Origin of the sequence: Halogeometricum pallidum JCM 14848 (genome assembly GCF_000337095.1) — an archaeon.
Lineage (GTDB): Archaea > Halobacteriota > Halobacteria > Halobacteriales > Haloferacaceae > Halogeometricum > Halogeometricum pallidum.
In genome coordinates, this window is sequence record NZ_AOIV01000010.1 from 1 (window position 1) to 22,320 (window position 22,320).

Here is a 22,320-nt window from a genome sequence, read left to right on the forward strand (position 1 = left end):
CCTCTCGCTCTTCCATCCGGTAGGTGCCGAAGCCGAGACTGGGGATGTCCATGTTCGGGTCCTCGAACGCCGCGGTCTCAACGGCACCGGTCGCGGCAGTCGAACCGGGGTTTTCCCCGCGCCCAGGGGATGGAGCCGGTACGAATAACCCTCCGACGACACAACGGCGAACCATGCCCGACGACTCTCGGTTTCTCGTCTACGGCGCGTACGGCTACACCGGTCGCCTCGTCGCCGAGGAAGCGGCGGAGCGGGGACACGACGTGGTCCTCGCCGGACGCGACGAGATCAAGACCCGCGACCTCGCGGACGAACTCGACCTCCCCTACCGCACCTTCGAGGTGTCGCTGGCGGCGAACCAACTCGACGGCATCGACCTCATGCTCAACTGCGCCGGTCCGTTCGACCGGACGGCCGACCCGTTGGTCGAGGCCTGCCTCGAGACGGACACGCACTACCTCGACATCACGGGCGAACTCCCCGTCTTCGAGCGAATCAAGCGCCGGAGCGACGAGGCCGAGGACGCCGGCGTGACGCTACTGCCCGGCGTCGGCTTCGACGTGGTTCCCACCGACTGCCTCGCGGCGCACCTGAAGGCCCGCCTGCCCGACGCGACGCATCTCTCTCTCGCCCTCGAATCCGACAGCGGCATCTCGCCGGGGACGCTGAAGACGGCGCTCGGCGACATGACCGGCGGCGGCGCCGTGCGGCAGGACGGCGAACTGCGCTGGGTGCCGGTCGCGCACAAGACCCGCGCCGTCGACTTCGGCGACGGCCTCCACCGCGCGGTCACCATCCCGTGGGGCGACGTGTCGACGGCCCACTTCACGACGGGCATCCCGAACGTCGAGGTGTACCTCTCGCTCCCGGCGGGCGCGCGGCGCGCTCTCACGGCGACGAACTACCTCGGCGGCGTGTTAGACTCGAAGGCGGCGAAGTCCGTGCTGAACCGCCTCGTCGACCGCTACGTCGAGGGCCCCGACGAGGAACAGCGAACCTCCGGCGAGGCGCGCATCTGGGGGGAGGTCCGCTCCTCGCGCGACCGCCTCGTCTCGCGCCTCCGGACGCCCGAGACGTACGAACTGACCGTGCAGGCGGCACTGAAGTGCGTCGAGAAGACGCTCGACGGCGAGGCGCCGACGGGCTATCAGACCCCCGCCGCGGCGTTCGGTCCGGACCTCGTCCTCGAACTGCCCGGCGTCGAGCGCATCGACTTAGCGGACGGCGAAGTCGTCGCGCGCGAGACCGGCCCGGACCGCGAGACGCCCGCGGCGACGGCCGACCCGGTGACGGAGGGAGACGACGACGTCGACGCCGCGGACGACCCGGACCTCGGCGCCGAGGCGGGCGACGCGGACGGGGAGGACCACCCCGTCGAGGAGTCGTCGGCCGACCCCGGTGAGGGCGACGGTGACTCGTCGCCGAGTCCGCGAGCGGTCTCGGACGACACCTCCCCGGCGATTCGGCGCCGCGGGGACGCCTCGGGGACGACCGGCGGCGAGGACGACAAGTAGTTATCGGTCCGGCCGCGCCGGGTCGAGGCCGTTCTCGTCGGCGAACGCGCGGAGTTCGTCGGCGAGGGGGCCGACGCTGTCGGCGTCGTGGGCGTCCGACCCGAGTGCGAACGAGACGCCGCGCGTTCCGAGCACCTCGAAGAACTCGGGCGTCGGGTGGAACCGCCCGTAGTCGCGGCGGACGCGCCCGGCGTTCACCTCGGGCACCGTCCGCGAGTCGGCGAAGGCGTCCGCGACGCGTTCGTACTGCTCTCGGGTCGCGTAGCCACGGAGCGCGGAGTTCCGTTCGACGAGGTCCGGGTGGGCGGCTATCTCGAACAGTTCGGACTCGACCAGCGAGACGAGTTTCTCGAAGTACCGAGCGACCAGTTCGCGGCGGCGCGACTCGGGGAGGGCGGCGAAGTGGTCGACGGCGTGGACGTTCGCTCCGTCCAGCGCGTGGACGCTTCCGACGGCGTAGTCGAAGTCGGCGTCGGCGAGGAACGAACGTATCTCCTCCTCGTGGCCGGGTTCGTAGTCCACCTCGGCGGCGTCGAAGATTTCGAGGTCGAACCGGTCCCGGAGCGAGTCGATGGCCTCGCGGCGGCGTTCGTACGTCGCGTCGAAGTTGAACCCGTACTCGCGGCGCGTCCGGCGGGCCCACTCCGTCGACAGCACCATGCAGTGGTCGGCCACGCCCACGCCGTCGAGTCCGGCCGCCTCCGCGGCGGCGAACATCGACCGGAGGTAGTCGCCGTCGGAGTACGTCGAGTGCGTGTGGTAGTCGTACACGGTCGTCGGTCGGTACGGCGCCTCGCGGGTAGTAGCTTCGGTCGCTCGATCCGGGCGAGGCGGCGACGACTGACGGGGACGCCCGACGGCGGTTCGTACGCTCTGCGCGTTCGGCGCGGAGGCGCGCGAGGCGGAGTTTCCGAACCACCTCTAAACCCGTTGAAACGTGGTGAATTTTGGCAAAGGATCGCTCGCTCCGAAACGGTTTTGAAGTGTGCTGGCACACAGTCGGTATGCCGAAGGAACCCGAAACCGGGTACGACCCGTCGCTGGGTCGGAAATTCATTTTCGTGACAGGAGGTGTGATGTCGGGGCTGGGGAAGGGCATCACCGCCGCGAGCACGGGGCGACTGCTCTCGAACGCCGGGTTCGACGTGACGGCGGTCAAGATAGACCCCTACCTGAACGTCGACGCGGGGACGATGAACCCCTACCAGCACGGGGAGGTTTACGTGTTAAAAGACGGCGGCGAGGTCGACCTCGATTTGGGGAACTACGAGCGCTTCCTCGGCGTCGACATGACCTCCGACCACAACGTGACGACGGGCAAGACCTACCAGCACGTCATCCAGAAGGAACGCGCCGGCGACTACCTCGGCAAGACCGTCCAGATAATCCCGCACGTCACCGACGATATCAAGCGGCGCGTCCGCGAGGCGGCCGAGGGTTCTGACGTCTGCATCATCGAAGTCGGGGGCACCGTCGGCGACATCGAGGGGATGCCGTTCCTCGAATCGCTCCGCCAGTTCGCCCACGAGGAGGACGACGACGACATCCTGTTCACCCACGTCACCCTCGTCCCCTACTCGAAGAACGGCGAGCAGAAGACGAAGCCGACGCAGCACTCCGTGAAGGAACTGCGGAGCATCGGCCTGCAACCCGACATCGTCGTCGGCCGCAGTCCGGACAAACTCGACCCGGAGACGAAAGACAAGATAGCACTGTTCTGCGACGTTCCCACGGAGGCGGTGTTCTCGAACCCCGACGTGGAGGATATCTACCACGTCCCGCTGATGGTCGAAGAGGAGGGTCTCGACGAGTACGTGATGGAGCGTCTGAACCTCGACGGGGAGGCGCTTCCGCGGGCCGACCGCTCCCAGCGGTGGCGCGAACTCGTCACGCGCGACCGACAGCAGGAGATAGACGTTGCCCTCGTCGGGAAGTACGACCTCGAAGACGCCTACATGTCGGTCCACGAGGCGCTGAAGCACGCCGGCATCGAGACGCGGACGGACGTGAACATCCTTTGGGTCGACTCCGACGAGATGCTCGACAAGCACACCAATCGACTGAAAGAGGCCGACGGCGTCGTCGTCCCCGGCGGGTTCGGGACGCGCGGCACCGCGGGGAAGATAGAGGCCATCCGCTACTGCCGGGAGAACGGCGTCCCCTTCCTCGGTCTCTGTCTCGGCTTCCAGATGGCCGTCGTCGAACACGCGCGCAACGTCCTCGGTCACGAGGACGCCCACTCGGCCGAACTGGACCCCGACAGCTCCTACCCCGTGATCGACCTGCTGCCCGAACAGTACGAGACGGAGGAGATGGGCGGAACGATGCGCCTCGGCGCGCACGAGACGGATATCGCCGAGGGCTCACTGGCCGCGCACGTCTACGGCGGCACCGTCTGCACCGAGCGACACCGCCACCGCTACGAGGTGGCGCCCGACTTCATCGACGAACTCGAGGACGGCGCGCTGACGTTCTCCGGGCGGGCGGACAACCGCATGGAGATCGTCGAACGGACCGACCACCCGTACTTCCTCGGCACGCAGTTCCACCCCGAGTTCCGCTCGCGCCCCGACCGCGCGAGTCCGCCGTTCGTCGGGTTCGTGGAGGCCGTCCTCGGCGAACTGGACGCCCGTGAACTCGCCGCGGACCAGGAGGTGCAGGCGTAATGGTCGACGCCGAATCTTTCATCCAGGAGGCGACCGAGGAGATTTCGGAGGAGGTGGGTGACGCGCACGCCATCATCGCCCTCTCGGGGGGCGTGGACTCCTCCGTCGCCGCCGCCCTCGCCTACCGCGCCATCGGCGACCAACTCACCCCCGTCTACGTCGACACCGGTCTGATGCGGAAGGGCGAGACGGCGGGCATCCGCGAGACGTTCGACTACATGGACTCACTCAGAGTGGTCGAAGCGCAGGACCGCTTCCTCGGCGCACTCGAAGGCGTGATAGACCCCGAAGAGAAGCGCAAGGTCATCGGCGAGCAGTTCATCCGCGAGTTCGAACGCGAGGCGACGGACACCGACGCCGACTTCCTCGTGCAGGGGACCATCTACCCCGACCGCATCGAGTCGGAGGGGAACATCAAATCCCACCACAACGTCGGCGGCCTGCCGGACGTCGTGGACTTCGAGGGCATCGTCGAACCCGTCCGCGACCTGTACAAAGACGAGGTGCGCGAGGTGGCGCGCGCCCTCGGCCTCGAATCCGTCGTCTCCGAGCGGATGCCGTTCCCCGGCCCCGGACTCGCCGTCCGCGTGGTCGGCGAGGTGACGGGGGAGAAAGTCGAAGTGGCCCGCGAGGCGTGCCACGTCGTCGAAGAGGAGCTAGAGGAGTACGACCCCTGGCAGGCGTTCGCCGCCGTCGTCGGGAAGGGCACCGGCGTGAAGGGCGACAACCGCGTCCACGGTTGGATCGTCGCCGTACGCTCTGTGGAGTCGCGCGACGGCATGACCGCGCGGGCGCAGGAACTGTCGTGGGAGACGCTCCAGCGCATTCAGTCGCGCATCACGGGACAGAACGACAACGTGGCGCGGGTCGTCTACGACGTAACACACAAGCCGCCGGCCACCATCGAGTACGAATGACCGTGCTCATTACAGGACCAGACACAGACGGCCTCGGCGATGCGCTCTCCGACCTCGGTATCGACGTGGTTCGCGTCGACGGCGTCGCGACCCGCGACACCATCGCCGACGCGGGCGTCGACACCGCGGACACCCTCGTCCTCACGGACATGGACGACGCCTCGGTCATCCCCGTGGCGCGCGAAGCGAACCCGGACATCCGCGTGGTCGCCTACTCGCGCGACTCCCTGCCGGAGTACGCGCGCGGGCAGGCCGACCTCGCCGTCGACCCGGACCTCCTCGCGGCCGACGTGGTCGCCGAGGAACTCGTCGGCGCGTAGGGCGTCGCGAAGACGACCCCCCGTCGGCATCTCGAATCCGCGACTCGACGACTCGGTCCGAGGCGGTCTCGGCCGCGTCGGCCGACCCCGCCGCCTCCTTCCCCGCTTCTATCGAATCCTCGCGCCCGCCAGCGGCGTCCTCGGACGCTCGGATGAACGCGTCGGGACGCGCGCGCCTCGGGGGGCGACCGAACTACCGCGTCGGCCGACGGGAGGGCGCTCGGGACGAGGCGGGGGCCGAGAGAGGTCGAGACGACGCGCGAACGCCGAGCGTCAGACGACTCGCGAATTAAAATCCCGTTAATCGTAACTTTGGGACAATATGCGGTTGAATCCGGGTTCAGGGTCGCCTCGGTTGAAGTACCTACCCTCCCAAGCGAAAGACGCGGTGACCGAGGAGCGCTCCGACGCGACGCACCGTCGGCCTGTCCCGCGCGACGGTGCGACGGTCGTCACATTCGCTCCCTAACGCGCATCACCGCAGTCGGACGGCGACGGGCGACCCCGCGACCCACAGCGAGTCGTGGTGGTCGGCGCGCGACTAACTCGAACGCGCGCTCTCGCTCGTCTCGACTCCGAACGCGACGGCGCGCCGAACCCCGCGGCGCGCCGAACCCGTGCCCCGGGCCGCGACTCGACCCCACCCATGCGGCCCGGCGGCGCTACAGGCAGACCGAGGCACCCCACCACCCACCCCGCTCGTTCCGGCTTCGGCCCTCGATTCGCGGCCGACCGGGTTCGCCAGACCCGCGACGGACGAGCGACCCAGATAGCTTACCCCCGGCACCGACGCCGGTTCCGTTTGCCACCGCCGAAACCGACATACTCGGCGGTCCGGTAGTTCGCCCGATGAGTCGCGTTCGCGTCTCGACCGGCGCCCGCCTGCACTTCGGCTTTCTCAACCTGAGTCTCGCCCACCAGCGACTGTACGGCGGACTCGGCGTCGGACTCGACGAACCCCGCACCGTCGTCGCCGCCGAACCGGCCGACGGCGTCGACTGCGCGGACCCCGAGGCGCGCCGCTACGCCGAACGCGCCGTCGACCTCCTCGGCGTTCCCGGCGCCGCCGTCGCGGTTGAGTCGTCGCTCCCGCGGCACGTCGGCCTCGGCAGCGGCACGCAGTTCGCGCTGGCCGTCTACGCGGCGGTCGCCCGCGCCCACGACAGGGACCCGTCGGTCCGGTCGGCCGCCCCCCGCCTCGGCCGCGGCGGTCGGTCGGGCATCGGCGTGGGAACGTTCGAACGGGGCGGCGTCCTCGTCGACGCCGGCCACCCGACGGCACGCTTTACGACCGACCGGCCCGCCGACGGGGAGTGGACCGTCCCCGCCGTCGCCGTTCGTCACGCCGTGCCCGACGAGTGGCGGTTCCTCCTCGTCGTCCCCGACGCCGACCCGGGCCGGAGCGGCGAGGAGGAGGACGAGGGGATGCGCGCCGTGGTCGAACGCGCCGACCCCGACGTGGCCGACCGCATCTCAGGGGTGCTCTCGCGCCGTTTCCTCCCCGCCGTCGCCGACGGGAGCGCCGCACGCTTCGGCGAAGCGGTGTCCGAAATCGGTCGCCTCAACGGCGCGTGGTACGCCGACGAGCAGGGCGGCGTCTACCGCCCTCCGGTCGGCGAACTCGTCGCCGCGTTGGAGGACACCCCCGCCTGCTACGGCGCCGGGCAGTCCTCGTGGGGGCCGGCCGTCTACGCCGTCACCGACGCCGCCCACGCCGACGAGGCGCGCGAGGCGGGGGCGGCGGCGCTCGATTCGGCGGGGGTCGGCGGCGACGTGCGCGTCGTCGGCGGTCGAAACGTCGGCGCCGACGTGTCCGAGAGGGCTGAGACGAGCCAGCGAAACGGTTAACGGACCTGAATGTGTCTGTAGCGGATATGGACAGCATCCCGTTCGGCGTCTCCCGCTTCGACCGCATCGTCGGCGGCGGCGCACCGCCCGGTTCGGTCGTCCTCCTCGTCGGCGAACCCGGCGCCGGCGCACGCGAGTTCATGTTCACCAGCGCGACGATGAACGCCGTCCACGACGTCGACGTCGACCTCTTCGACCTCTACTACGGCGACTTGCACGGCGAGTCGACGCCGCCGCCGGAGGTTCACTACCTCTCTTTCACCGCCGACGAGTCGAACCTCCGGCGGGAGATGTCGTACGTGTTCGAGGAGTCCCTCGTCGACGCCGCCACCGAGGGCATCCGGTTTCACGACTTCTCAGCGGAGTACTTCCGGCCGAGTCCCATCCCCCGCGAGTGGTACGCCGGGGAGGCGACGACCCTGCAGGACCTCGGGGAGCGACACAACCGGGTGTCCGTCCTCACCGCCCTCGGCAACTACCTGAACGACCACGCCGCCGGCAACCTCGTCGTCATCGACTCCCTCACGGACCTCGTTGCGGCCGTCTCCGACGAGATGTCGTTCCACGACATCTCGATGGTGATGCGCGGCGTCAGCAAGGCGGCCCGGCGGTGGGGCGGTCTCATCCTCGCCCTCGTCGGCCGCGACACGCTCGAACGCACCGACCTCGGCCACCTCATGGACGCCGTCGACGGGACCCTGCAGTTCCAGTGGGACACCGGCGGCTCGAAGCGCGCGCGGACGCTCGTCGTCCAGGAGTTCCGCGGCGTCCTCTCTCGCCTCGAATCCGAGGATATCGTCCGGTTCGAGACGCAGATTCACGACGGCGGCTTCGACGTAAGCGACGTGAGAAAGATTCGCTGAGGGGCCCGCGCCGGACCGCCGAGGCGTCCTCAGACCTCGGGCGGTTCGAAGGTGTTCGGCGGGCCGGTCGGCGCGATGGTCTGTCCGGTGACGAAGGAGGCCGCGTCGCTGGCGAGGAAGCGAATCGTATCGGCTATCTCGTCCGGTTGCCCGATGCGTCGGTCGGCGCCCTCGCGTTCGGGCATCTCGACGTCGAGCATCTCGCGGACCGGCGGCGTCGCGACGAATCCGGGTTCGACCGCGTTGACGCGCACGTCGTCGCCAGCCCACTCGTCGGCGAGCGTCCGCGTGAGGGCGCTGACGCCCGCCTTCGCGGCGCTGTACGGTCCCATGCCGGCGACGCCGTAGCGGCCGGCCATGCTGGCGGTGTTGACCACCGCGCCGCCGTCCTCGCGGAGGGCGTCCGAGAACGCGGTCGTGACGTTGTAGACGCCGGTGAGGTTCACGTCGACGACCCCGTCCCACTCGTCGCCCTCGACCTCGTGCAACGGGCCTCCGGACCCCGAGCCACCCGCGTTGTTCACGAGGAGGTCGACCTCTCCGAACTCCTCGACGGCCGCCTCGGCGAGGGCCTCGACCGAATCGCGGTCGGTCACGTCGCACTCCACCGGGAGGACCGACCCGGGGACGTCGGCCTCGTTCAGTTCCTCGGCGACCGACTCGACGTCTTCCTGCGTGCGCGAGCAGATGACCACGTCCGCGCCGTCCGCGACGAACGTCTCGGCGACGGCGCGGCCGATTCCGCTGGACGCGCCCGTGATAACGGCCGTCTCGCCGTCGACGCTCGACAGTTCGCGGACCGACTCCTGCGTTCGGATTCCGTCTTCGTTTGTCATCGACCCCGCTATGGGAGTCCCACCGAAAAGCCGAGTGGCCGCCAATAGTGACAGATCAAAAACAAATATGTCGGCAACGTTTAAGTTAGAATAGCGTAACGTTCGGACCAATGGGAGGGGAACGGGCGGAGACGAGACCGGAGACGGAGGAACTTGAGCGGTGGGTCGACCGGAGAGCGGCGGAACTGGACGTCGACCGCACCGAGGTGGTCGAACGCGCCCTCGCGGCGTACCGCGTGCTCGAAGCGGGCGGAGACGCTCTCCGGAGCGACGCCGCCGGCGAGAACGCGGCTTCGGAACTCGCCGACCTCGGGACCAGAGTGTCGCATCTCGAAACCGAACTCGACGAGAAGGTGACCGACCTGCGGGAACGGGTCGTCCAGGTCAAACGCGAGGCGGACCGGCGCGCGGCGGCGGACGACGAACGCCCCGACTCCGACGACGCGGCCGCCGCGCGAGCGACCGACGCCGTCTCCGACCTCGGGGAATCGCTGTCGACGCTGGAGTCCCGCGTGGAGGCCGGGTTCGAGAACTACGAGGAGGTGTTGGAGTACCTCGTCGACGCCGCCGAGGAGAGCGAGGAGAAACTCGACGCGGTGGCGGCCGCCGTCGTCGACCTGCGACGACGGGCCTCGGAGAGCGCGCGCGCCGACGCGGAGCGAACGGCGGCGACCGAACTCAAGCGGGAGGCGAACCGCGAGGGGGTCGTCCGCGCCGACTGCGAGGCGTGCGGCGAGTCCGTCGCCCTCGGCCTCCTGGAGGCGCCGCACTGTCCGCACTGCGACGAGACGTTCGACGGCGTCCGCGCGAGGAGCGGTCTGCTGCCGTTCGGGTCGGCGACGCTCACGACGGGTCGGCCGCCCGCGCTGGAACGCCTCGAAGAGACCGCGGACGAGTCCGCAGAGACGCCGTTCGAGTGGTCCGACCGCATCGACGAGACGTCCGCCGCGACGGCGTCCGAGGCGGAGTCGGCTGACCCGACCGAGCAGACGGAGTCGGTCGAGTCGGACGCGCCCCGCGAACCGGCCGAACCGGTCGAGGCGGGCGCGGGGACTGACTGATGGGAGACGCCACCAACGACGAGAACGACGACCCCCTGTCGGACCTCGCCGACCGCGTCGGACGGCGACGCGCGGAGCGAACGGAGTCCGAGGAGAACGGCGCGCCCGAGGCGTCGCCGTTCGAGTCGATGGCCGTCGAATCGGTGGACTCCGAGACGCTCTGGACGGAGTTGGTCGACGACCACCCCGCCACCGCCGGCGTCGCCGCCGAAGCCGAGGCGGTCGAGGGCGCGTCGGGGGACCTCGAACACGTCGTCCCCAAGCGGTCGTTCTGTCAGTCCTGCCCGCACTTCGCGGTCCCGCCGGCGTTCGCGTGCACGCGCGGGGGGACCGAGATAGTCGAAGTCGCCGACGCCGACCGGTTCCGGGTTCGAAACTGCCCCGTGGTCCGCGGGTCAGACCCGGACGAGCGACGGTAGCGGGTCGCCGCGCGGCGAGGCGTGCAACATTAGTGCCCGAAGCGGGTACGCGAACCCATGCAGTTCTGCGAGGAGTGCGGTTCGATGATGCACAACCGGGACGGCGAGATGGTCTGTTCGAGTTGCGGCGCCACGCAGGAGCAGGACGCCGACCGCGCCGCGGAGTTCGTCTCGACCGAAGCGCAGGACGACTCGGACGTCATCGAGACCGAAGAGGGCGCGAACTTCGAGGGCAAACCCACCGCTACGGACGTGACCTGCGAGGAGTGCGGGCACGGCGAGGCGTGGTACACCATAAAACAGACCGGCGCGGCCGACGAACCGCCGACGCGCTTTTTCAAATGTAAGAACTGCGGGCGGCGGTGGCGCGGCTACAACTGACGAGACGAAGGCGACAGTTACCGCCTTCGGCCGTTACATCGCCAGTCCGAATCCCGCGTTCTCTGCTTAGCTGCCCCTTCGCCCTTATTCGTCGTACCGTTCGTAGGTGACCGTCAGCGTCCCCGTCGCCGGTTGCTTCGCTGCGTCTCGAAGCGTTTTGAACTCCCGCAGTAACACGTCTGCATCGTCCGAGCCTTCCCGGACACTGCGGGACTCCTCGCGAATCGTGTCGTACGCCTGCTCCAAAATTCGTCGTGCGGCGTACGAATCGGTTTTCGAGTCGATTTCGAACGTAGCCTCGTATCGATCCATGTCCGGTGGTTGGCTCTGTACCACTAAAAGACCGCTCGCTGCCGAACGACGAATCCTCGAATCGGTCAGATATATCGGTGCAAGCCTCTGGAGATACGCGCTCGGTGTTCGGTACGGCGTCGACGAACCAGCGGCGACGGCGGATTTCGACAGCGCTGGGCCGTACTGTTCACTCCGACCCGGCGGTCTCCGTCCACTCGGGTCGAATCTGCGGCGCGTCCCACTCGTCGAACCCGGCGAGGGCGCGCGCGCCCTCCAGCGAGTAGACGCCGCCGTCCTCGGTGAACACGCCGTTGATGCGGCCCATCGACCGCACCTTGAGGTTGTACGCCGGGTTGAGCATCAACTGCCAGAAGAACTCGCCGTCGATGTCGCTGTCGCGGACGACGTCGGCCAACGAGTCGTAGTTCGGCAGCATCTTGTCCGGCGGCCCCGCCCGCGTCCGCTGCCACTCGGTCAGCCAGACGGGCTTGCCCACCTCCGCGGAGAGGTCCGACGCTTCCCCGAGTTTCTGTCGCATCTGGTCGGCCGTCGGCGGGAGGTTGTGGTGGAACTGCAACGCGTCGACCGCGTCGGCGTACTGGCGGTTGAGGTCGAGCGTCTTACAGCCGACGGTGAGCGGCACCGTCGGGTGCGTCTCGCGCGCGACGCGGAGCATCTCCCGCACGAACGCGACGCGGTGGTCCAGTTCCCCGGGTTCGTTCATCACTTCGAGGGCGAGGAGGCCCTCGTGGTCGCCGTACCGCGCCGCGAACCACCGGACGAACTCCGCCGTCTCGCCCCAGCGTCCGCGGTTTCGGAGCACCGCGCCGCCGGGCGACCGAATCGGGATGTCGCGGGCGACGTTCGACGGCGTCGGGTCGACGCCGATGCTCTCGAACAGCATCGGGAGCACGGCGATGCCGCGGTCGGCGGCGGCCCCGAGGAAGTGGTCGAACCGGTCGCGGAACGCCGCGGGATTCTCCCGCCAGACGGTGTAGCTGGCGAACGCGCGGAGCGAGTTCAGCCCGAGGTTGCTCGCGAACGTCAGGTCGCGTTCGATTTCCGCCGGCGCGTAGCGGTCCCACATCTGGTAGTGGTTGAAGACACGGTAGGGGAGGTACACCGCCCCCCGGACGTTCGAGAGTCCGTTCCCCTCCAGCGACGGCGACGGCTGTTCGGTCATCGCCGACGTCTCCGTTTCTATCTCCGTTTCGCGGGCCGTCGCCGTCCCCCCGGACGGCACCGCGCCCGACGATTCAGGTTCCGTCGCGGCGGCGACGATAGCGTCGCGCCGCGTCGACCCGGTACATCCCCCGAGTGCTCCGATTCCCCCGGCGCCGAGGGCCGCAAGGACCCCCCGGCGCGATACCCCCTCTGTGTCATCCATCGACTGACGAACGGCACCGCCGGTGTAAGGTGACGCACGCTAGCCACATCGCGGCTCCGCTGACCGCTAACTATCAGTATAGGTATCGCTCGTCGGCCGCGCTCTCGGCGTCCCCGGCCGCCGGGACTCGTATCTCCGCCGAAGCGCCGCGAGTACAAGTAAGTTTCCTTACTAATAGGGCCGACCGAGAGCCGCCTTCGGGGCGGGCGGTGGGGGACCGGGCGGACGGCCGTCGCAGTCCGCCTGGTCGGGTGCGACAAGCGCGTACGAAACCCGTCCGGAGACGCGGCAAGAAGGCATTTGACTCCCCCGTTCGAGCGTCGAACGGCATGCCCGACTACACCCTGCACGTGCCGTTGATCCGCGGTGCGACGAACGAGGCCCCAACATGCCCTACGAGGGGAGTGACTTCCCGATGGACGACCTCGCCGACATCGACGACTACTTTCTCCTCTCGACATCGGGCATCCCTCCGGAGGACTTCGACGACCTCTCGCTCCCCGTCTGCCACGTCGACCAGCGGCTGAGCCTTCCCCTCCTGAAGCGCGCCCTCGACGAGAGAGAAACCATCGACGACATCGACCCCAAGACGAAGACGGAGACCATCGACCTGATCCACGACCTCGGGGAGTGCTTCCCGAACGACGGCCTCGGCGAGTAACCTGAGGGCGGACGACGAACCCTCGATTTCTCTCCGTTCTCGCGCCGTCGACTGTCTCGTCCACTCTCCCGTTTGCGTGCCGCGGTTACGGCGACGCCTCGGGTCTGACCCACGGGACGAGGAACTCCGCGACTCGGTCGGCGACCTTCCCCGCCTGACCGACGAAGAAGTGGTCCGCTTCGAGTTCGACGACGGACTGTTCGAACTCGCGGGCGCGGTCGGCCACGGCCGCCGCGTCGGCGACGTCGTCGCGCGTCCCGTACACCACCTGCACCGGGACGGGTATCTCCTCGAAGGCGGCCACCGCGTCCGACCCGTCCGGGAGTCCGCTCGCGGGGGCGAGCGCGGAGACGGCCTCCACGTCGGCGCCGTCGGCCGCGGTCAATAACGCCACCGCTCCGCCGAAACTGAACCCGAACAGGCCCGCGCGGTCGTACCGCTCCGTGACCCACTCGACGGCGCGGGCGGCGTCCTCGCGTTCGCCGCGCCCCTCGTCCCACGGGCCGTAGTCGAACCGCAGGCAGTCGACCCCCCGGTCCGTGAGTTCGTCGGCGACGGCGACGAGGCGTTCGTCCCCCCGATGGCCGCCCTGTTGGGGGTGGGGCGGGCACGCGACGACGGCGGCGGTCGAGTCCGCGTTCGAGTCGGCCGTCTCCAGCGTCCCGCGTACGTCGCGGCCGCCGGGGACGAGAATCGTCTCGCTCACGCGATTCCTTGGCCGCGTGAGGTTTTAAGGCCAGCGTGACCAACGTAGGGCCATGGGAATCCTCTCACGCACCTCCTACGTTATCCGATCGAAGATAAACGCCATCCTCAACCGGTCGGAGGACCCGCGGGAGACGCTGGATTACTCCTACGAGAAGATGCGGGACGAACTCCAGCAGGTCAAACAGGGCATCGCAGACCTGACGACGCAGAAGAAGCGACTGGAGATACAGAAGCGTCGCCTCGAAGAGAACGTCGAGAAGCACAACGAGCAGGCCCGCGAGGCGGTCAGACAGGACCGCGACGACCTGGCGACGCGCGCCCTGGAGAAAAAACAGGCGAAGATGAACCAGATCGAGGAGTTGGAGACGCAGATAGCCAACCTCCAGGAGACGCAGGACGACCTCGTCGACAAGAAGAACCAACTCCAGAACCGCATCGAGGAGTTCCGCACGAAAAAGGAGACGATGAAGGCCCGCTACGAGGCGGCGGAGGCCTCCTCGCGCGTCTCCGAGGCGATGTCCGGCGTCGGCGACGAGATGGGCGACGTCTCCCGCGCCCTCGAACGCGCCGAGGACCAGACCGACGAGATGGAGGCGCGGTCCGCCGCGATGGACGAACTCGTCGACACGGGGGCGTTCGACGACGCGATGTCCGACAAGGACGCCATCGACCGCGAACTGGACTCCGGTCGGTCGAACGCCGAGGTCAACACCGAACTGGAGACGCTGAAGAGCGAGATGGGCAAGTCGTCGGCGGACGCCGAGAGCGGCGAGAGTACGGAGGCCGAGGCGACGAGCGACGCCGACGCCGACGCGGAACTCGAGGAGATGGACGTCTCCGACGAGGACGTCGAGGCCGAACTGGAGGAACTGAAGAACGAGGACGACGCCTGAGCAGAGCCACCCCGCTTTCTCTCGACCGCTTCGGAACCCCCGAGCGACCGCGAGGCCTTTACGTAGTCTCCCGGAAGAGGGGGGTGAGCGATGCCCGACGACGAGGCGGCGGCGGAAACAGGTGATAACGAGCGGGGCGGTCCCGCAGGCGAGCGGTCCCCCGCGACGACCGGGGACGCCGGGACGGCGGCCGTCAGGGCCGACGGCGGGAATCCCTCGTCCGAGGACAACGCGGGAGGGGATTCTCGGAGCGACGAGGGGGACCGCCGCGACGAGGAACCGAGCGACACGATGCGCGAACGCGCGGGCGAGAACCGCATCAAACTCTGGTTGCTCCTCGACGCGAACCGGTGGTTCATCGCCGTCCTGCCGCTTTCGGTCGTGTTCGTCACCGTCATACTGTTCGGCGTCCTCGACCCCACCCCGTTGGTGACGGCGGTCGAGGCGGCCGACCCCATCGAGACGCTGTTTCAGGCGTTCGTCACCGCGACCATCACCGGCGTTACGCTCGTCGTCTCCATCAACTCCCTCGTGCTCTCACAGGAACTCGGACCGTTAGGCGACCAGCGGGAACGCATGGAGGGGGCGATGGCGTTCCGCAGCGACGTCGAGGACGACCTGGAGGTGCCCGCCGCGCCGCCGGAGCCCTCGGCGTTCCTCCGCGCCCTCGTCGAGGCCGCCCAGAACCGCGCGGAGGACCTGCGCGAGGCCGCCGGCGAGAACGGGGACACCGAAGCGGAGGTGTCGGCGTACGTCGAGGGACTCGTCGCGCACGCTAGCGCCGTCTCCGAGGAACTCGAAGACGAGCAGTTCGGGACGTTCGACGTGCTGTTCGCCGCCTTGGACTTCAACTACTCCTGGAAGATATACGAGGCGCGGCGGCTCAAACACGAGTTCTACGACAGCCTCACCGAGGACGCGCGCACGGCCCTCGACGACGTGGTGAACACGCTCACCTACTTCGGCCCCGCCCGAGAACATTTCAAGACGCTGTACTTCCAGTGGGAACTCATCAACCTCTCGCGGGCGATGCTGTACGCGTCGATTCCCTCCCTCGCCATCTCGGCGTCGGCCATCCTCTTTCTGGACAACCCCGACAGCGTCGTCGGGATGACGTTCGGCGTCCACAACCTCACCTACGTCGTCGCCTTCGCCGCGGCGGTGTCGCTGCTCCCGTTCGCCGTCCTCCTCTCCATCATGCTCCGGGTGGCCACCGTCGCCAAGCGGACGCTCTCCATCGGGCCGTTCATCCTGCGTTCGGCGAGTCGGAGCGAGGACTTAGACTGGGAGTAGCGACGCAAAATAGAGCGGAGCGCCGGCGGGGAGAGTCAGTCGACCCGACGCGCGCCGGTCCCGCTCCGGTTCGACTCGCGCAGGCGTATCCGGCCGTCCTCGATGGGGACGCCCTCGTAGTCGTCCGATTCGAGGAGGAGCGCTCCGTCGAGGTCCGCGTAGTCGAGGAGGGGGGCGAGGTGGCAGGCGGCGGCGATGGCGGCGTTCGACTCGATCATACAGCCGAGCATCACCTCCAGTCCGTGCGCGCGGGCGGCGTGTATCATCCGCGTCGCCTCCGCGAGGCCGCCGCACTTCATCAGCTTCAGGTTCACGATGTCGACGCGGTCGGCGACGCGCGGCACGTCGGCCAGCGCGACGCAGGACTCGTCGGCGGCTATCGGGAGCGCCGAGCGCTCGTAGACGAACTTCAGCCCCTCGGGGTCCGTCGCCGGAACGGGCTGTTCGACGAACTCCACGTCGTACTCCGCGAGCGTCTCCGACATCCGGACGGCCTCCCGAGGGGTCCACGCCTCGTTGGCGTCGACGCGAATCGTCGCCTCCGGCGCCGCCTCCCGCACCGCCCCGACTATCTCCTCGTCGCGGTCGGTGCCGAGTTTTACCTTGAGGACGGGATAGCCCGCTTCGACCGCCGACTCGGTCTTCTCGCGCATCGTCTCCGTCTCGTCGAGTCCGACGGTGAACGACGTGGGCGGCGCGTCGGCGGGGTCGAGCCCCCACTGCCGGTAGAGGGGGACGCCCAGTCGCTTCGAGGCGAGGTCGTGGAGGGCTATCTCGACGCCCGCGCGGGCGGCCGGGTTGTCGGCGACGCGTTCGCGCATCTTCCGCTCGATGCGGGCGATGCCGTGCGGGTCGCCGACGGACTCCACCGCGTCCAGCAGTTCCGGGAGGACGGCCTCGACGGTGTCGGCCGTCTCGCCGTAGTGCGCGGAGGGGGCCGCCGCGCCGACGCCGGTCATGCCGCCGTCGTCGGTGATTCGGACGACGACGTTCTCCGCCTCCGTCTGCGTGCTCCGCGAGATGGTGAACTCCTCGGCGAGCGGGTACGAGACCCGCTCGAACTCCGTCGTCAGCAACACGATCAGTCCTCCAGCACCGCGTCCAGCACCTCGTCGGCGCCGAAGCGCACGACGTCGGCGGCGGGCGCGTCGAGTTCGGCCGCGTACTCGTCGACGGCCTCGCGGGCCGCCCCGTCGTCGTCGAGATGGAAGGTGTTCAGCGCGCCGGCGACGACGCCCGACTCGCGGACGGGCGCCGACAGCGACTCGTACAGGTCGACGTACTCCGGAATCGGCGGCATCTCGAACGACTCGTAGCCGTGAATGGCCTCGCGGCCCGCGGCGTGACACAGCACCATCGCGTCGGGCATCGCGCCGTGGAGGATGCCGCAGGTGACCGCGGAGTAAGCGGGGTGGACGATGCTGCCCTGCCCCTCGACGAACAGCACGTCGTAGTCGTCGCCGACTTCGAGTATCATCTCCTCGACGGCGCCGGCGGTGAAGTCCGAGACGACGCGGTCGACGGGGTTGCCCCACCCGGATATCATGATGCCCGTCTGGCCCGTCGGGATGAACCCGGCGTCGACGCCGCGTTCCCGCGCCGCCTCCAGCAGTTCCAAGGAGACGGTCATCTTGCCGACCGAGCAGTCGGTGCCGACGGTGAGGACGATGTCGGCGTCCACCTCGCTCGCGCGTCCCTGCGACACCGAGAGGTCCTCGTGCGGTCTCCGCACGTCGTTTATCTCGACGCCGCGTTCGGCGGCGAGCTCGGCGAACTCCTCGTCGTCGTTCAGGAAGTAGTGCAGACCGGAGATGAGGTCGCACCCTCGCTCGATGGCGGTCCGCACGTCGTCGCGCCAGGACTCGTCGAAGCCGCCGCCGATGGGGGCGATGCCGACGAGGAGGGCGTCCGCCTCCGGCGCGTCGTCCATCGAGGCGACGACGGGCACGTCCGGCAGGTCGGCGCGGTGGTCCCGCGCGGAGGTGCCGGGGTTGTCTCGGTCGAGGACGGCGACCACGTCGTAGTCGGCGTACTTGAGGACGCCCGTCGCCGTCTTCGCCCGGTCGGGGAACTTCTCGTGCGCGAGGACGACGACCCGGCGGGGGTCGCCGTCTGTTCCTGCGGTCATATCCCGAGACGACGACGACGAGGGGCTTAATTTCGGGTGTTTCGGTCGGCGCGTCTCCGACCCTCCCGGCCCAACTACATAAGGGGCGCACGCCCGTCCTTCGGAGCGGAATGCCGGTGACTATCACCGCGAGCCTCCTCGGTACGGTGTTGAGTTTCTTGATCGTCGCCGCGGCGACGTACGTCACCACCAGCGTCCTGAGCGACGGGGCGAGCGTCGCGTACTCGCTGCTCACGGCCGCCATCACGTCGGTCGTCTGGTTCGGCGTGACGTACTTCATCTCGGGCGTCGTGGGCGTCGGCGGCTACGCGGTCGCGCTCGGACCCGCACTCGCCGTCATCGCGTACGTGATCACCGTCGACATCCTCTACGAGAAGGGCATCGGGCAGGCCATCGCCATCTCGGTCGGCACGTGGACAATCTCGTTCATCATCCTCTACGTAGCCGCGTACTTCGGCTACAGTTCGTTCCAGGCCCTCGGCGTGCCGCCGGGAATCTGACGATTCGGTCGAACTTCCGGTTCAGAGACGGTACAGCCGCGTCGTCCAAAACTCCCTGACCGCCTCGCGAAGCGACTCTTCGGGGTCACCCGAGGCGTCCACCGTCGCCACCCGGTCGGCCCGTTCTCGAAACTCCCCGAGCACCGTCCGTTCGCCGAGGACGACGAGTCCGTCGGCGGCGTCTTCGTGGGCGGCGAGCATCTCCTTCGCCCGGTCGAGGTGGTTGTCCACCTGCTCGTCGCGCCGTCGCTCGAAGCGCGCCTGCGAGAACCCGCCCTTCGAGTGGGCGTTCATCACGTCGGATTCCACGTCGTCGACGAGCGTCAGGGAGTCGCCGTCGTAGACGCCGAGGGCGAACAGGTCCGAGCGGACGAGTGCGACGCGGACGGGTTCGGCGGGGACGAACCACGACCGCTCCAATCGGAACTCCTTCCCCCACTCCGCGAACGGGTCGGGCGGCGTCGGGGCGTCGAGGGCGACAGAGACGAGTCCGGCGTCGTCGGTGAGACAGACGCAGGGGCCGGCACGGCGGACGAGGGCGGCCCTGTCGCCGAACGCCTCGGCCGCGTCGTCGGGAACGTCGTCGGAGACGGCGGCCGAGAACGCCCCCTCCGGTCCGGTTTCGAACGATTCGAGGCGGGACAGCACCTCCGTCAGACGCTCGCCGCGGAGGTCCTCGGTCCCCCGGAAGTCGAGTTCGGACTCCTCGTCGCCGCCGAGTCGGCGGACTCTGTCCTCCAACTCCGTGACCCGGTCTTCGAGGCGGTTGACCTCCTTTTCGGCATCCTGACGCTCGCTGGCAGCCTCCGAGCGACGCTCCTCCTCGGCCTCGGCGCGGCGTTCGAGGTGCCGTTTTTCCTCCTCTAGCTCCTCGATGCGCGCCTTCAGTTCCGCCCGCCCCAGCAACTCGTCCAGCATCGGTACGAACGCGGGGACGCGGCGCACTTGAACGTGCGCCTTGTACGGCCCGCGGCGGTCGGTGGCTACTCCGCGGGCGGACTCCGGACGCGACGGAACAGGTCGGGGTAGTCGCGGACGACGCCCGCGGCGTCCACGGTCAGCGTCGCGGCGAAGCCGGTTTCGAGGCTCTCGTACCGGTAGCGGTCCTCGTCCGCCCCCTCGTCGGGGGCGAGGCGGGTGTACCGTTGCTCCGCGCGCGACACGCCGAGGGTCCGCGGGTCGAGGTAGACGGCGTCTATCGTCTCCGACTCGCCCGGGGCCAGCCCGAGGCGCCGAATCGGGAGCGTGTTCGTCAGCGGCGTCACCGCGATGTCAACGTCGACGCAGCCGTCGAGTTCCGGGGTCGGTTCGCCGTCGACGGTCCACGACCCCCGGTCGGCGACGAGCGAGAGCGACTCGGACACGGCGGCGTCGTCCCCGTCGTCGACGTCGAGTCGGTCGACCCGGACGGTCTCGGTTCCGAACTCGGCGTCCGTCCGGATTCGGTATCTGACCCGCGCGGCGTCGCCCCCTTCGTCGACTGCGACGACCAGTCCGTCCGCGCGGAGCCCTGACGTGAACGCGACGGCGCAGTCCTCGAACCCGACCGCGCCGACCGGTTCCCAGCAGTAGTGCGAGTACATGCCGGAGGCTCGCCGGAAACGGTATTAAAGAGGGTGAGACGCCTCGCGGGCCGCACGCGCGGCGAACTCAGGCCATCACGGCGTCGTCGTCGACGTCGTACCCCGCATAGCGCAGGAGTTCGTTCGCCCGCGCGGGCTTTGCGAGGAGCACGTCCCTGTCGTCCGGGAGGTTCGACCCCGCGAAGTCGCGGGGGATGGCGAGCGTGCCGGAGGGAACGCCCTCGTCGCCGACGACGGGGAAGTGCCCGGTGTCGAGTTTCATCACGAGAGGCACGTCGAGGCGGACGAGGTCCGCCTCGGCGTACAGGCGTTCGTTGACGTGCGTGTGGTCGGTTCGGTGTATCGCGGGAACGTCACCGTCGTACGGTTCGACGTACAGACGACCCAGGTAGTAACCGCTTGAAAACTGTTCGAACATTCTGTGCATGTGAATCTCACACAGGATAGAACATAAACTTTGTCGCCAAGCTACATATGGTCGCGCAAACAGAGCGGTCGACGGATAGCAGTCGACGGATTCGAAGCGGGGCGCGGCCGCGTGTCAGTCCTCTCGCCCGCCTCGGGTCGCACCGGTCATCGACCAGACGGCCGTCAGACCGAGGATGCCGGCCGGCAGGAGGGGGAGGATGAGGAGGGCGACGGTGTAGGGGACGCCGACGGCCGCGAACACCGACGGGTCGAGGTAGATGATTCCCGGCACGACCAGCGTGCAGAGCACCAAGACGGCGACGAGGCCCCATCCTCTGGTCCCGAACCCGGTCGCCTCGGGTTCGTCGCGACTCGCGTCGGCGCCGGGAGTGCCCCCGGGTCGGTGGACGTATCCGCCAGAGTCGTCGTCCTCAGAGCTCACTATCGGGGATTACCACCACCTTGCCAAAGCCCTCACGGTTCTCTATCATCTCGTGGGCGCGCGCCGCCTCGCTCATCGGGAGCGTCTCCCGGATTCGGGGTTCGAAGGTGCCGTCCCAGACGTGCTGGAGGGCCTCGTCGGCCTGCCCCGGCGTCGCCATCGTCGACCCGATGACCGAGAGCTGGTTCCAGAAGATGCGGTTCAGACCCGCGTCGGGGTTCGGACCCGTCGTCGCCCCGCAGGTGACGACGCGACCCCCCTTCCGGAGGCTCTTCAGGGAGTCCTGGTAGGTGTCCGCGCCGACGTGGTCGACCACCATGTCGACGCCGCGCCGACCGGTCTTCTCGCCGACGACCTCGGCGAAGTCGTCCTCGTCGTAGTTGATGACGTGGTCCGCGCCGCACTCGCGGGCGTACTCCAGTTTCTCCTCGGTCGACGCCGTCGCGTACACCTCCGCGCCCGCGTGGTCGGCTATCTGGACGGCCGCGTGGCCGACGCCGCCGGACGCGCCGAGGACGAGGACGGACTCGCCCGGGCGGAGTTCGCCTCGGTCGACGAGCATCCGCCACGCCGTCTGGAACACCAGCGACGCTGATCCGGCCACCTCCCAATCGACGCCCTCAGGGACCGGCACGAGGTTCGCCGCGGGGACGGCCGCGTACTCCGAGTGGACGCCGCGGACGTGTTCGCCGATGATGTGGAAGTCGTACGACAGCGTCGGGTCGCCCTTCCGCGAGAACTCGGTGTTCTCGCCGGCGACGCCCGCGATGAGCGCCACTCTGTCGCCGGGTTCGAAGCGCGTGACGCCGGGGCCGACTTCCTCGACGACGCCCGCCATGTCGCTGCCGGGGACGTGCGGCATCTCCAGGTCGATGCCGGGCATCCCCCGCCGCGTCCAGATGTCGAGGTGGTTCAACGCCGCCGCCTTCACGTCGACCACGACTTCGCCGCGCCCCGCCTCCGGGTCCGGGAAATCGCCGTACTCGATGACGTCTCGGTCGCCGTGTTCCGCGAATTGGACAGCCTGCATACTCACGCCGTCGCACGGCACCGGCAAAAGCCCGCGTTTCGACGAACATCAGACTTCTACATAGACAATCGACGAACTCGAAGACGACGGCTGGATTCGGCGTCCTTCACCGGATTCCGGAACGCCCACCGCTGGGTAGGATTAGTGACGGAGTCACAATATTCATCA

Annotated in this window: 25 protein-coding genes; 13 read left to right on the forward strand and 12 right to left on the reverse strand. The window is 68.8% G+C overall.

Going from position 1 to position 22,320, the window contains the following annotated elements; all coding sequences use genetic code 11:
• The first annotated feature begins 173 nt into the window (after positions 1-173).
• Positions 174-1,514: a saccharopine dehydrogenase family protein gene (locus C474_RS05810; RefSeq protein ID WP_008384864.1), complete on the forward strand. Its 1,341-nt coding sequence runs from the start codon at positions 174-176 to the stop codon at positions 1,512-1,514.
• Here C474_RS05810 and C474_RS05815 read toward each other — a convergent pair whose 3' ends face one another.
• Entirely contained in the window at positions 1,515-2,285 is a 771-nt protein-coding gene (locus C474_RS05815) for a PHP domain-containing protein (protein WP_008384865.1), read from the reverse strand.
• Positions 2,286-2,518: 233 nt separating this feature from the next.
• Between C474_RS05815 and pyrG the strand changes: the two genes are divergently transcribed.
• The 5 genes from pyrG (at position 2,519) to C474_RS05840 (ending at position 8,128) form a co-directional block, all read left to right on the forward strand.
• Positions 2,519-4,180, forward strand: a complete 1,662-nt coding sequence (gene pyrG / locus C474_RS05820) for a glutamine hydrolyzing CTP synthase (protein ID WP_008384866.1) — start codon at positions 2,519-2,521, stop codon at positions 4,178-4,180.
• A complete protein-coding gene (gene guaA / locus C474_RS05825) occupies positions 4,180-5,097 on the forward strand; it encodes a glutamine-hydrolyzing GMP synthase (protein WP_008384867.1) in 918 nt (305 codons plus the stop codon). Before pyrG ends, guaA begins: the two co-directional genes overlap by 1 nt.
• A complete protein-coding gene (locus C474_RS05830) occupies positions 5,094-5,417 on the forward strand; it encodes a DUF7126 family protein (RefSeq protein WP_008384868.1) in 324 nt (107 codons plus the stop codon). Before guaA ends, C474_RS05830 begins: the two co-directional genes overlap by 4 nt.
• Positions 5,418-6,266: 849 nt before the next feature.
• Entirely contained in the window at positions 6,267-7,265 is a 999-nt protein-coding gene (locus C474_RS05835; RefSeq protein WP_008384869.1) for a beta-ribofuranosylaminobenzene 5'-phosphate synthase family protein, read from the forward strand.
• Positions 7,266-7,291: 26 nt separating this feature from the next.
• The gene (locus C474_RS05840; RefSeq protein WP_008384870.1) at positions 7,292-8,128 is read left to right on the forward strand and encodes an RAD55 family ATPase; all 837 of its coding nucleotides are present in this window, start codon (positions 7,292-7,294) and stop codon (positions 8,126-8,128) included.
• Between the two features lie 29 nt (positions 8,129-8,157).
• On the opposite strand, the gene C474_RS05845 is transcribed toward C474_RS05840, so the two are convergent.
• Positions 8,158-8,964, reverse strand: coding sequence for an SDR family NAD(P)-dependent oxidoreductase (locus C474_RS05845; RefSeq protein ID WP_008384871.1), 807 nt, complete (start codon positions 8,962-8,964; stop codon positions 8,158-8,160).
• 110 nt (positions 8,965-9,074) lie between these two features.
• On the opposite strand from C474_RS05845, the gene C474_RS05850 reads away from it, so the two are divergent.
• The 3 genes from C474_RS05850 to C474_RS05860 are packed head-to-tail and all read left to right on the forward strand — an operon-like array spanning position 9,075 to position 10,825.
• Complete coding sequence (locus C474_RS05850) at positions 9,075-10,025, forward strand: hypothetical protein (RefSeq protein ID WP_008384873.1); 951 nt, start codon at positions 9,075-9,077, stop codon at positions 10,023-10,025.
• The gene (locus tag C474_RS05855; RefSeq protein WP_008384875.1) at positions 10,025-10,444 is read left to right on the forward strand and encodes a hypothetical protein; all 420 of its coding nucleotides are present in this window, start codon (positions 10,025-10,027) and stop codon (positions 10,442-10,444) included. Before C474_RS05850 ends, C474_RS05855 begins: the two co-directional genes overlap by 1 nt.
• 57 nt (positions 10,445-10,501) lie before the next feature.
• Positions 10,502-10,825, forward strand: a complete 324-nt coding sequence (locus C474_RS05860) for a transcription factor S (protein WP_008384877.1) — start codon at positions 10,502-10,504, stop codon at positions 10,823-10,825.
• A gap of 84 nt (positions 10,826-10,909) precedes the next feature.
• Here C474_RS05860 and C474_RS05865 read toward each other — a convergent pair whose 3' ends face one another.
• On the reverse strand, positions 10,910-11,137 hold the full coding sequence (locus C474_RS05865; RefSeq protein WP_008384879.1) for a hypothetical protein: 228 nt from the start codon (positions 11,135-11,137) through the stop codon (positions 10,910-10,912).
• A gap of 169 nt (positions 11,138-11,306) precedes the next feature.
• Positions 11,307-12,506: a glycoside hydrolase 5 family protein gene (locus C474_RS05870; RefSeq protein WP_083861955.1), complete on the reverse strand. Its 1,200-nt coding sequence runs from the start codon at positions 12,504-12,506 to the stop codon at positions 11,307-11,309.
• Between the two features lie 388 nt (positions 12,507-12,894).
• Between C474_RS05870 and C474_RS05875 the strand changes: the two genes are divergently transcribed.
• A complete protein-coding gene (locus C474_RS05875) occupies positions 12,895-13,167 on the forward strand; it encodes a hypothetical protein (protein WP_008384882.1) in 273 nt (90 codons plus the stop codon).
• Between the two features lie 85 nt (positions 13,168-13,252).
• Here the strand turns inward: C474_RS05875 and C474_RS05880 are convergent, their stop codons facing one another.
• Positions 13,253-13,873: an alpha/beta hydrolase gene (locus tag C474_RS05880; RefSeq protein ID WP_008384884.1), complete on the reverse strand. Its 621-nt coding sequence runs from the start codon at positions 13,871-13,873 to the stop codon at positions 13,253-13,255.
• Between the two features lie 52 nt (positions 13,874-13,925).
• On the opposite strand from C474_RS05880, the gene C474_RS05885 reads away from it, so the two are divergent.
• The gene (locus C474_RS05885; protein ID WP_008384886.1) at positions 13,926-14,768 is read left to right on the forward strand and encodes a PspA/IM30 family protein; all 843 of its coding nucleotides are present in this window, start codon (positions 13,926-13,928) and stop codon (positions 14,766-14,768) included.
• Between the two features lie 90 nt (positions 14,769-14,858).
• Entirely contained in the window at positions 14,859-16,061 is a 1,203-nt protein-coding gene (locus C474_RS05890) for a hypothetical protein (protein ID WP_008384888.1), read from the forward strand.
• Positions 16,062-16,096: 35 nt separating this feature from the next.
• On the opposite strand, the gene C474_RS05895 is transcribed toward C474_RS05890, so the two are convergent.
• Together C474_RS05895 and C474_RS05900 are read right to left on the reverse strand one after the other, a co-directional pair.
• Complete coding sequence (locus C474_RS05895; RefSeq protein ID WP_049916757.1) at positions 16,097-17,137, reverse strand: dipeptide epimerase; 1,041 nt, start codon at positions 17,135-17,137, stop codon at positions 16,097-16,099.
• 5 nt (positions 17,138-17,142) lie between these two features.
• Positions 17,143-18,189, reverse strand: coding sequence for a DUF1611 domain-containing protein (locus tag C474_RS05900; protein WP_008384892.1), 1,047 nt, complete (start codon positions 18,187-18,189; stop codon positions 17,143-17,145).
• Positions 18,190-18,305: 116 nt separating this feature from the next.
• Here C474_RS05900 and C474_RS05905 point away from each other — a divergent pair, with 116 nt between their 5' ends.
• Positions 18,306-18,689, forward strand: a complete 384-nt coding sequence (locus C474_RS05905) for a hypothetical protein (RefSeq protein WP_152421609.1) — start codon at positions 18,306-18,308, stop codon at positions 18,687-18,689.
• Between the two features lie 21 nt (positions 18,690-18,710).
• On the opposite strand, the gene C474_RS05910 is transcribed toward C474_RS05905, so the two are convergent.
• The 5 genes from C474_RS05910 to C474_RS05930 form a co-directional block, all read right to left on the reverse strand.
• Positions 18,711-19,607, reverse strand: coding sequence for a Vms1/Ankzf1 family peptidyl-tRNA hydrolase (locus tag C474_RS05910; protein WP_008384895.1), 897 nt, complete (start codon positions 19,605-19,607; stop codon positions 18,711-18,713).
• Between the two features lie 65 nt (positions 19,608-19,672).
• Entirely contained in the window at positions 19,673-20,272 is a 600-nt protein-coding gene (locus C474_RS05915) for a putative glycolipid-binding domain-containing protein (protein ID WP_008384897.1), read from the reverse strand.
• 67 nt (positions 20,273-20,339) lie between these two features.
• Complete coding sequence (locus C474_RS05920; RefSeq protein WP_049916758.1) at positions 20,340-20,690, reverse strand: DUF5802 family protein; 351 nt, start codon at positions 20,688-20,690, stop codon at positions 20,340-20,342.
• Positions 20,691-20,813: 123 nt separating this feature from the next.
• Entirely contained in the window at positions 20,814-21,122 is a 309-nt protein-coding gene (locus C474_RS05925) for a hypothetical protein (protein ID WP_008384902.1), read from the reverse strand.
• Positions 21,112-22,152 carry a zinc-binding dehydrogenase gene (locus tag C474_RS05930; RefSeq protein ID WP_008384903.1) on the reverse strand — a complete coding sequence of 347 codons (1,041 nt, stop codon included), beginning with the start codon at positions 22,150-22,152 and terminating at the stop codon, positions 21,112-21,114. The genes C474_RS05925 and C474_RS05930 overlap by 11 nt, the downstream gene beginning before the upstream one ends.
• Between the last annotated feature and the right edge of the window lie 168 nt (positions 22,153-22,320).